At 47.1% G+C, this 10,140-nt stretch carries 10 protein-coding genes; 1 reads left to right on the top strand and 9 read right to left on the bottom strand.

The window, feature by feature from the left end; all coding sequences use genetic code 11:
• Positions 1-4 precede the first annotated feature (4 nt).
• Together AC5Q5A_RS03960 and AC5Q5A_RS03965 are read right to left on the bottom strand one after the other, a co-directional pair.
• Entirely contained in the window at positions 5-805 is an 801-nt protein-coding gene (locus tag AC5Q5A_RS03960; protein WP_063088653.1) for a metal ABC transporter ATP-binding protein, read from the bottom strand.
• A gap of 55 nt (positions 806-860) precedes the next feature.
• Positions 861-1,835, bottom strand: coding sequence for a metal ABC transporter solute-binding protein, Zn/Mn family (locus AC5Q5A_RS03965; RefSeq protein ID WP_493894409.1), 975 nt, complete (start codon positions 1,833-1,835; stop codon positions 861-863).
• A gap of 141 nt (positions 1,836-1,976) precedes the next feature.
• Between AC5Q5A_RS03965 and mntR the strand changes: the two genes are divergently transcribed.
• On the top strand, positions 1,977-2,405 hold the full coding sequence (gene mntR / locus AC5Q5A_RS03970) for a manganese-binding transcriptional regulator MntR (RefSeq protein ID WP_493894410.1): 429 nt from the start codon (positions 1,977-1,979) through the stop codon (positions 2,403-2,405).
• 17 nt (positions 2,406-2,422) lie between these two features.
• Here mntR and AC5Q5A_RS03975 read toward each other — a convergent pair whose 3' ends face one another.
• The 7 genes from AC5Q5A_RS03975 to AC5Q5A_RS04005 all read right to left on the bottom strand — a co-directional run.
• Positions 2,423-3,721 carry a DegT/DnrJ/EryC1/StrS family aminotransferase gene (locus tag AC5Q5A_RS03975; protein WP_493894411.1) on the bottom strand — a complete coding sequence of 433 codons (1,299 nt, stop codon included), beginning with the start codon at positions 3,719-3,721 and terminating at the stop codon, positions 2,423-2,425.
• Complete coding sequence (locus AC5Q5A_RS03980) at positions 3,663-4,289, bottom strand: acetyltransferase (RefSeq protein ID WP_493894412.1); 627 nt, start codon at positions 4,287-4,289, stop codon at positions 3,663-3,665. The genes AC5Q5A_RS03975 and AC5Q5A_RS03980 overlap by 59 nt, the downstream gene beginning before the upstream one ends.
• The gene (locus AC5Q5A_RS03985; RefSeq protein ID WP_493894413.1) at positions 4,277-4,978 is read right to left on the bottom strand and encodes a sugar transferase; all 702 of its coding nucleotides are present in this window, start codon (positions 4,976-4,978) and stop codon (positions 4,277-4,279) included. Before AC5Q5A_RS03985 ends, AC5Q5A_RS03980 begins: the two co-directional genes overlap by 13 nt.
• Complete coding sequence (locus AC5Q5A_RS03990; protein ID WP_493894414.1) at positions 4,896-6,038, bottom strand: glycosyltransferase family 4 protein; 1,143 nt, start codon at positions 6,036-6,038, stop codon at positions 4,896-4,898. Before AC5Q5A_RS03990 ends, AC5Q5A_RS03985 begins: the two co-directional genes overlap by 83 nt.
• A gap of 88 nt (positions 6,039-6,126) precedes the next feature.
• A complete protein-coding gene (locus tag AC5Q5A_RS03995) occupies positions 6,127-7,944 on the bottom strand; it encodes a hypothetical protein (RefSeq protein WP_493894415.1) in 1,818 nt (605 codons plus the stop codon).
• A 17-nt stretch (positions 7,945-7,961) separates the two neighbouring features.
• Positions 7,962-9,107, bottom strand: coding sequence for a glycosyltransferase (locus AC5Q5A_RS04000; RefSeq protein WP_493894416.1), 1,146 nt, complete (start codon positions 9,105-9,107; stop codon positions 7,962-7,964).
• Positions 9,104-10,140, bottom strand: a 1,037-nt coding sequence (locus AC5Q5A_RS04005) for a hypothetical protein (protein WP_493894417.1), incomplete at its 5' end; no start/stop codon positions are given. The genes AC5Q5A_RS04000 and AC5Q5A_RS04005, both read right to left, overlap by 4 nt.

The raw sequence follows: 10,140 nt of genomic DNA on the forward strand, positions 1-10,140 counted from the left end.
TGCGTTACGCCAGATGCAATTCATCGATATGGGTGGCGGCAAGGCGACCGCCGTAGGTTTCCTGAAGGTTCTCGGCGGTGAATGTCGTCTCGACCGGGCCTTCGGCAATGCGCCGGACATTGATCAGAAGAACCCGGTCAAAATACTCGGCCACGGTCGAAAGATCATGATGCACGCAGACGACTGTGCGGCCTTCGGATTTAAGTTCCTTCAGCACCGAAACAATCGCGCGTTCGGTCGCGGCATCGACGCCGGCAAACGGCTCATCGAGCAAATAGAACTCGGCATTCTGTGCTAGGGCCCGCGCCAGAAATACACGTTGCTGCTGTCCGCCGGAAAGTTGGCCGATCTGGCGGTCGGCGAAATCGGCCATGCCAACGCGTTTCAGGCATTCCATTGCTTGTTCACGATGGCGCGCGCGCCACAGGCGAAACAGCCCGACCGATCCATAAAGTCCCATGAGGACAACGTCGATGACGCGCGCCGGGAAATCCCAATCGACACTGGCGCGTTGCGGAACGTAAGCGACGCGATCACGGGCATCTTCAAACAGTTTGCCAAAAATGCGCACTTCGCCGGAAAGACGCGGGACCACACCAAGTGCACCTTTGAGGAAGGTCGACTTGCCGGCACCATTCGGGCCGATGATCGCGGTCATGGAGCCCGCCGGGATCGATGCATCAACGGAAAACACAGCCGGCTTATTGCCATAGGACACCGTAAGGCCGCGCACGGTCAGGGGTGCGTCCTTGGATGCGACGTCCAATATCTTGCCTGATTCTGCAACCAGTTTGGCGCTGCTCATGGTGTGTATCCTGCTTCGTTTTGCTTCATGCCATCTGGACTAATATGTGAAGCGGTTATGATCCGACCGCAAGCTTGCCCTGAAAACCGCCTTCGGGGGCATCGCCGCCAAGGGCACGGGTGATCAGTGTCGCATTGTGATCAATCATGCCGATATAGGTCCCTTCATAGGTGCCCGGTTCACCCATCGCATCGGAATAAAGCGTACCACCAATTGTAACGTCCTGGCCACGGGCAGAAGCCCCTTCGATCAGGGCACGCACATTGCGTTCCGGCACGGAGCTTTCGACAAAGACGGCTGAGATCTTGCGCTCGACAATGGTGTCGACCAGTTGCTCGACCCTGCGAAGGCCGGCCTCGGATTCTGTTGAGATGCCCTGAATGCCCAGCACATCGAAATCATAGCCACGCCCGAAATAGCTAAACGCGTCATGGGCGGTCAACAGCACCCGGCTTTGCTTTGGCACGGTGGCGGTGACGGATGTCATGTAGTCGACCAGTTTTTCGATCTCGGCCACATGGGCATCGGCATTGGCGTTATAGGTTGCCTCGCCATCGGGATCGGTTTTGATCAGGGCATCGCGCACGGCATAAACCACGGTTTCCCAAAGTTTCGGATCCATCCAGACATGGGGGTCAAACCGGCCTTCATAATCGGCATGGCTCAGAAGCTTCTCGCGTGCCACGGCTTCGCCAACGGCAACCACGTTGCGGCGTTTGCCAAGATCGAGGAAGAACTCTTCAAGCTGCGCCTCAAGATAAAGGCCATGCCACAAAACCAGATCGGCACGCGCCAGCGCGGCAATATCGCTTCGCGTCTGGCGATAGGAATGCGGATCCACACCCGGGCCCATGAGTGCTGTGACCTCCGCCCGATCACCAGCGACCTGACGCGCGGCATCGGCAATCATTGATGTGGTCGCAACCACATTCAGCGGCTTCGCATGGGCAGCGCCCGCGGCAACAAACAGCGCAATGGCAAGTGCAGCAAGATAACGAGCGACGTGTCGGGCAGTGGGGAAAAACGACATCAGGGCATCCGAAAGCTAATTGGAATTACTCTGGTAAATGTCCCCTATTTATGTGCGGACTTTTAAAGTTAGTCAAGGCTAAATTGCTATTTGCCAACTTACTTGTTATGAAGGTTTCAGGAGTCTGGATTGGAGAGTTTAATGGGCGACGACACCCAGCTTAACCCGCGTCACAACAAGGCCGAAGTTTTTGCGCGCCTCCGCGACGCGCACGCCCGCGAGGTGACGGAAGACTACGTGGAAATGATCGGCGATCTGATCGCCGAAGAGGGCGAGGCGCGCTCAGTCGCCCTGGCTGAGCGCTTTGGCGTAACGGCAGCCACGGTGAATAACACCATCAAGCGCCTGGAACGCGACGGCTACGTCACCTCACGCCCTTACCGCTCGATCTTCCTGACAGAAAAAGGCGAAACCCTCGCCAAAAAATGTCGCGAACGCCACCAGATCGTCTATAACTTCCTCGTCTCTATTGGTGTCGATCCGGAAGTAGCCGAGTTTGATGCGGAGGGTATCGAGCATCATGTGAGTGATGAGACTTTGAGGGTTTTTAAGAACGCTATCAATTTGTGAATAAGGCTTTAAGAGGTTCACTCAATAGGCACATGGTTTTGTGCGGCTAGCCTTAGAACTTTTGTTGTTACCTGGACCGTTTTTTCCATCTCCAAACTGGTTAAGGTTGGGTGTATCAGAAGCATAATAGACGTCTCGCCCAACTCACGTGCGTGGGGTAGAGGAGTAGTAGGCCTGAAGGTTGTGCTTTCAAACGCTTTCTCAAGATAAACTTCCGAGCACGTTCCTTGATAGCAAGGAACACCACGACTTGTGATCTCCGCAATAATTCGGTCACGGTTCCAATCCGGCTTCAGGCTATCAGGACGAACATACGCGTAAAATTTGTAGTTTGCATGTGTCGTTGCAGGTGGCTGGAGCAAACCCCTTTCAGCATTTTTTATATGTGGAATGCGAAGCGGGCCTGCGTCATGGGAAAATGGTTCTAGGGCTTTGAGTAGAATGTTAGCATTCTCTTGCCTTCTTATTGACCATTCTTTCATTTTCCGAAGTTGAATTCGCCCGATAGCTGCCTGCATTTCGGTCATTCGCCAATTTGTACCGAAGCTCTCATGTAACCAGCGAAAGCCTTCGGGGTGCTGTGTTTCATAAACAGCTTTAAAAGACTTTCCGTGATCTTTGTAAGCCCACATCGTTCTCCATGCAGCCTCATCATTTGTCGTAACCATGCCACCCTCTCCACCGGTAGACATGATTTTATCTTGGCAGAAGCTCCAAGCAGCGATGTCGCCAATACTACCGACACTTCGCCCTCTGTACGATGCTCCATGAGCTTGAGCGCAATCTTCAATGACTTTGATACCTCGCTCCCAGGCCAACTCCATTATCGGGTCCATATCGCAAGGCCAACCGGCCAGGTGAACGCATATAACAGCTTTAGTTCTCGGGCTAAAAACCGCATCGATAGATTGTGCTGTAATGTTTCCAGAATCGAGGTCTACATCCGCGAAAATTGGCTTGGCTCCAAGATTTACTACGCAAGATACCGACGCAATAAAAGTTCTTGGTGTCACGATAACTTCGTCGCCGGCAGAAATGCCGATTGCTTTAAGGGCAAGATCAAGAGCCACTGTTCCATTTGAAACGGCGATTGCATAATTTGTTTGTGACCATGTTGCAAATTCCTTCTCGAATGATCGGCATTCGGTTCCGGTCCAATAGTTCACTCGATTTGATACAACGACGTCACGGACTGCGTCCGCTTCTTCGTCTGAAAAACTAGGCCATGGAGAGAAAGGAGTGTTTAACAATTGATCATCAACCCTTTTGAATGGCGCGGGCAGGAACTCCAACCATTTTGGAGTTGTTTGGCACATCGTTTACTACCACTGCGCCAGCCCCAATCACAACATCAGAACCAATAGAAATGTTTTGGTTAACGGAAGCACCGATGCCTAGCCAAGAGCATTCGCCAATAGACACCCCGCCAGCCAAATGCGCGCCAGGGCAAATATGGGATCCTGCTGATAAAGTGCAGTCGTGGTCGATAGTTGCACCTGTGTTGACGATAGAAGCACTGCCCAAAATTGTCCCGGGTTGCACGACCGCCCCTGCGAATATGACTGTCCCTTCCCTGATTTCCACATCACTTGATATATAGGAAAAGGGATGACATAAACTGGCTATAGATAATCCAGCTTCGGATATCTTTCGAATTTTTTCTAACCGAACTCGGTTATTACCTATCGCGACAATAATGCCATCGTAATTTCCACCTTGCTCAATCAAAAAGTCAGTGTTGCCTGCAATAGAGTTGTCTTTACCAGTGCAATTATTTGGCCAGCAATCATCGAAAAAGGATATTGTGTCCCAACCGGCTTGCATCGCAGTATCTGCGACCACCTTACCGTGTCCGCTTGCGCCTAGAATTGCTAGTCGTTGCATTTATCACTACCCGTAAAGCGTGGCATGGTCGCAGTGCCCTCGGCATTGATATCACTACGCTTAAGTACCTTTTTTATGGTGAGCAGTAATATCTTCATATCAAGCCGAAATGAGCGATTATCAACGTACCACACATCAAGATCGAACTTCTCTTCCCAAGAAAGCGCATTGCGACCATTGACCTGTGCCCAACCAGTAAGTCCGGGCCGTAACTCATGTCGCCTACTTTGTACTTCGTTATAAAGCGGAAGATACTCCATAAGTAGCGGACGAGGGCCGACAAGGCTCATATCTCCCCGTAGCACATTCCAGAGCTCTGGCAATTCGTCGATACTTGTCGCTCTCAGTGCTTTCCCGAAATCGGTTAAGCGATCACTGTCAGGGAGTAACTGACCTTTAGCATCGCGTCCTTCAGACATTGTCCGAAATTTTATCATTTTAAAAGGTTTGCCGTGGAGGCCAGGCCTGATTTGTTGAAATAAAGCCGGATGCCCGATCTTGCGACGCACTTGTAAAAAGATGAAGGCCAAAATTGGAGACAAAACAATCAAAGCCAAGAGCGATATGGTAACGTCAAAAATGCGTTTTAATATCAATTGATGACCCTCAAGACTCAGGGAATAATATGTCCAAATATTGCTTGGCCAGTATCTGATAATTTCGATTATCCAAAATCCATCTGCGACCATTCTCCCCCATCTTTTGTCTCTCTGCGGAAGACAAATTTTTAATGCGTAATATTTGACTCTTTAATGCGTTAACATCCCCTGCCTCAACAAAAGTGCCGCAGCCAGCTTCGTTTATCATAGAAGGAAAACCACTATACGAAGCAACTACAGGTTTTCCGGAAAGCATATAGTCAATAACCTTGTTCAAGGATTGGCCAAAATTCCAAATTGCTGAAAGGTGGACAGAGAAGTATAACAAATCGCATTTTGACAAAACGGATTGCACCATCGATTTTTCAACTTTCGGGGCGAACGTTAGATTGTCCAAATAGCTATATTTAGCCTGATAATCCTGTCGTAAGTCGCCGTCTCCGATGATTAGGAAGTGTACTTCGGGATCGTCGGAGAAAAAACTGGCGCATTCAAAAAATGTATCCAAGGCATTTGTCGCTCCGACAGTCCCTGCATGAGCTATAATAAATTTATTTCTGGGAATGTGCTGATCCAGATATTCACGAGGTATGGATTTCTGTTCCTCCCGAATTGCAGCATTTACACCCATCGGGATACAAAATACCGGTGTTTTGCAGGACGTTACATTTTCTACATGCTCGCGAAGGTTCGGCATTGTTCCAACAATTGCATCGGCATGGCAGTATCCGAACCTCTCTATCAATGACAAGCCGAGTACAAGGGGATTCCAGCGACTAAAGCCCCCTTCTTCTGTCAAGGTCAGCGGCCATATATCCCGTACCTCGAAGATGAGCCGACAATTGAACTTCCTTCTCATCAATACGCCATTGAGGATCGTCAGAAGGGAAAGGCTGGATACAATAATTGCGTCTGGTTTTGGTAAGTGGCATTTCGGCATGCGCCACAATCGCCATTCAAAATCAAGCCAACTCAGAATTCGACGTAATGACTTGGCGCGAACATACTTAAGGGTCTTGATCCAACAGAGTTTGATACCATCAATAAACTCTTGTTCGAAGTTTTCACTGGCGTGAGGCACATTTGCTAAAGGGTTAGAGTCCGAAGTAATAACAACGCACTCATGCCCAGCATTCGAGAATTCGCGCATTAGAAGATAACCGCGTCCACCCGCTCCTGTGTTGTCTGGTCGGGAGGGCGATACATACTTTGATATGTACCAGATCGTCTTTGTCATTCTAAGCTTTATACATTCTTGGAATATTATTGACAGTCTGAATAACTTCGCGGAAGTCCATACCCAAAGAATCAAGATACCAACGAATGTTTTGGTATCTGGGGCGGTTTTCGTCGGTCACTAGCTCAATTGCTTCGGATCGCGAGATTTGTCCTTCTCTGATCTGATTACTGCGGAAGGTATCATGTTCCGTAAACCCGGCAACAGTGTAGTAAAGGTAGTTGTAGAAGGCTGCGGTTCCGTCTCCAATACGCCATGTTGTGTTAGTGTCTGGTGCGAGCTCCCAGTCATATTGTTTCAGGGTGTCGTTGCAGGTTTCTTCATCCCATCTCCAATAATCGAAGATGTGGAAATAATCCTTCTTCTCCGTAAAACTTCTATAATACTCGCCAGAAATTGTATCCCAGAGGGAACGGTTAAAATAACCGGGACTTTGCATCATGGCTTTCAGGCGCAACCACTGGTAGTTGAGTTGTTTTGATATGCCATGCATATAGACGCGTTTTTCTTCGAAGTCAGGCGGAACTCCAAGGAAGCCTGCTTTGAAGTGAGTCACTTCAAGCGGGTTGACTCCCCACAAGTTTAGTTGAACTCCGGTTTGCTTCTTAACAGTTTCGACGTGGCGGAAGAAATGCTTGTCGCCAGCCGTTAGAATGCTGATCATGCCCAGATGTGGAGATTTCAACCAAGCCTTAAGATTCATTGCGATATTGCGGCGTTTTTTTGAAATATCATCTGCAACGATAATGTTCTCGACGCCCAGCTCTGCACACATTCGGCTTACATTTCGGCGGCCTAGGTCCGTAACCATTCCCCAGTCGTAAGTATATGTGATCGGGCGCATCTCGAGTTCTTTAACAATCAGATGAAGTCCCCAACAGCTGTCGCGACCGCCTGAGAACGGAACAATACACTCGGGCCCAGACTTTCTCCGATAAGGTTCCACCAGTTCAAACAGCTCTTCCTTTGGTTTTGGATTATTGCGAGGTTGATAGTTGTTGCAATAGTTACATACGCCTTCGTGATCAAAAGAAATGAAAGGCATTGTTTCGGGCAACACACACTTTGTACAACGCCGCAGATCGTGTTCGGGATACACAAGCATTGCTTCTTCAGTAGCAACGTTTTGGAATGCTGGGATCAGGTTTTCTGTGCGTATGTTATCATCTTGTACGGAAATCTCCAGCGTCGCTGGAATATCCAGGACGAGGCCATCATGCCAGACCTGTTCAATATCTAAGCAGCCGATTACTTCTAGCGGATAGCGTTCTGATGAAAAATAAGTCGTATTACTCTGCTGTCCGACATAAAGGCTGCCGTTGTTTGAAAACAAGCAGACCTTTCCAAGTTTCGGTATGCTTAGCGCAGCAGAGATCGTACCTTTGCATAAACCTAGAATATGCTTGGGCAGCTCTTCAACACTGCCGCCCTTCGATAGAGCTTCGATAGCGACAGCAATGATTGCTTCTGAATCAATTTGCAATTCGCGGTTTAGGGAGAGGGACGACCAAACCTCATCCTCATTTACGATGATACCATTGTGTATCAGTGCCAATCCGTCGCGAACCACAGGTTGATTATCGCCCAGTCCGTTTGTTATGAGGCGGCTATGTCCCATCACAACGCTGGTATTCAAACGCCCCTGTTTGGAAAGCAACCGTTTTATGTCGTAATCGGCACGTTTTACAGTGTAACCTTTATCACTTAAATAAATTAGTCCACTGGAGTCTCGTCCTCGCTGACGAGCATGATTAACCAGTGCTTCGAGATGTTTCCAATTAATATTTTCCGAGCTAACTTGCCCAAAAATTCCACACATTTTTCATTCCAATTGGTCTAATTTTTCTCAAGGCCGTTCGTGAGAATATTTTCGTAAAAACCTATAAGCTTCTTTTCTTGAGCTTGCCAACTTAATGTTTTTAGATCAGAAAACTCCGGTTTTTCGCTCGAACTCGCCAACTGCATTATTGCGGCTTTAATTGATGTCAAATCTAACTCGCAGTTAGACCCGAGATTGTATCTGGTCACAACATCTTTAATATCGGGAAAGTCTGACGCCAAGACAGGAATACCAGAAAAGCAGTACTCAAAAAGCTTATTGGGCAAGCAGTAGTAATCGCTCAAGGAGACATTCTCAATTAAGCACAACCCAAAGTCGGACGATTGTGTTATGTCAACAACCTTAGAGTGTTCGACAGCGTCATGCACATGTATATTATGATGCCTTGCGCTAATTATCTTCAGTTCATCCATTAGCTCGCCATACCCGAGGAAAACTACGTGAGATGATACATCTTTATCTTGGAATGCTCTTGTTATTAGCTCAATCCCTCTTCCTGAGCTCAGTATTCCAACGTAAACAAAAATTTTCGTTTGTGAGGGGACGTTGAACCGCGTTCTCAGGTAGTCACTTTTATTCTTTGTCCGCCCATGAAAAATAGGTGAATTTAGTATGACTTCCGTATTCTTAGGCCCAATATTTTTATCATACCAATTAGCAATCGATGGGCTGACTACTATGAGCCCGTCTATGTGCTTCCATGCGATCTTCTCCACACAGGAGGTAAGAAAACCTTGAAGCTTGGTCAAACCATTCCGATCCGACTCCAACTCGTGGGCGTCATAAATTAACTTACTCTTGAACAAGACCTTAGCAATGACCCCAAGGGGCAAAGCTAGTGTGTCGTGGCAGTGAATTAAATCTGGTTTTCTTGTGCTGACGTGCGGCAACATTTTAAAAACGAGCTCAAGTATAGATAACGCATGCCGCAGCGTAGCGGGGAAAAAAGTTAATTTACGCGTCAGAAGCTTTATGATTGTAATTTTTGATTTAAATGTAATGGAAGAGTGTTTTGAGCCGTCATCATGTGCCACACCCAAACCGTATAGTTGATAGTCGGCGGACGCAAGAGCACCCATTTCCTTTAATATACGTGAGTCCGAGCGGATATCAGTATGAGTGATATGTAAGACGCTTTTCATGGTTGAGTGTTCGCTGATGTTTTAGTCTGCACAGAAATAATGTTTCTTCGTATCTCGCTAGATTTCAACGAGACAAATATAACAGAAAGGCAAGTTGGTAAAGAAAATATGGTGTCTCCTGATATTAACGAATAAGGTAATATCGAAATAAACAAGCATATTATGATTGCGTTCTTGCTCCTTATTACTGAAATGGCAGGCAGTAAATAAAATAACAATGCAAAGATGCCAAATGTAATTCCCCCAGCCAGACTTGCGGATAATATTGGCATGTGAGGGTAGTGGAAATCTGTACAGGCAGAGAAAGTGCACGAGTATGTTTTATGATAGGCCCAGCCATTCGGTAACCAGCTAATTCGTGTGATAGCTAATTTCCAAAAATCCAATCTGGTTGATGTGCCGAGCTTTCCATCTTTCATTGTGTCAAGAAGTACAGAGGAATAGGTCATGCTCACAGGGAGCTGATAGTTTTCCTCATCGTCATAGTTGTTTTTAAAATCAAGTATTACTTTGTATCCTGCTTCTGTTTCTTGCAGGGTCTTTGTATGGTCAGGATTCGTAATCAAGAAATAACATAAAAATGTCAACGACAAACAGATTGAGGACTTATATAAGCCGCGTTTTCGTTGCAGAAAAATCCATGCAATGGGTAGAATAGGGGCTAGAACGAGAAATCTACGTGAACCGCACAAGAGGCCAGCAGTAACGAGTATGGGTATTATTATCCAGTATCTACGCTGAATGCATCCAATTGCAGTGATAAGCCAAAGCATGCCTAAATTATTGTAGTTGATGCATAAGGCAGATCCGGCAGGATAGTTAGGACAATTATCTAGTATATATCCGATTAAGTAACCGTTCTCGAGTAATGTGGCTTTCGCTAAGCCTGTGATTGCAGTGATCAAGCCAAGCGGAAGTAGGGCAACTAGGAAGGCGTCTGTTATATCTTCATCCGATATTGCGTATATAAAAAACAAAGTAAAAGCTATAACCATATCTTTTATTATTTGATATTCAAATTGTGTTTCTGTGA

Source organism: Thalassospira sp. CA1 (assembly GCF_059052855.1).

Bases quoted from the DNA above. Each gene is read 5' to 3' on its own strand.
- AC5Q5A_RS03960 (WP_063088653.1), bottom strand. From the start codon at position 805: ATGAGCAGCGCCAAACTGGTTGCAGAATCAGGCAAGATATTGGACGTC.
- AC5Q5A_RS03965 (WP_493894409.1), bottom strand. From the start codon at position 1,835: ATGTCGTTTTTCCCCACTGCCCGACACGTCGCTCGTTATCTTGCTGCA.
- mntR (WP_493894410.1), top strand. From the start codon at position 1,977: ATGGGCGACGACACCCAGCTTAACCCGCGTCACAACAAGGCCGAAGTT.
- AC5Q5A_RS04000 (WP_493894416.1), bottom strand. From the start codon at position 9,107: ATGAAAAGCGTCTTACATATCACTCATACTGATATCCGCTCGGACTCA.
- AC5Q5A_RS03995 (WP_493894415.1), bottom strand. From the start codon at position 7,944: ATGTGTGGAATTTTTGGGCAAGTTAGCTCGGAAAATATTAATTGGAAA.
- AC5Q5A_RS03985 (WP_493894413.1), bottom strand. From the start codon at position 4,978: ATGGTCGCAGATGGATTTTGGATAATCGAAATTATCAGATACTGGCCA.
- AC5Q5A_RS03990 (WP_493894414.1), bottom strand. From the start codon at position 6,038: ATGCGCGAATTCTCGAATGCTGGGCATGAGTGCGTTGTTATTACTTCG.
- AC5Q5A_RS03980 (WP_493894412.1), bottom strand. From the start codon at position 4,289: ATGCAACGACTAGCAATTCTAGGCGCAAGCGGACACGGTAAGGTGGTC.
- AC5Q5A_RS03975 (WP_493894411.1), bottom strand. From the start codon at position 3,721: ATGTGCCAAACAACTCCAAAATGGTTGGAGTTCCTGCCCGCGCCATTC.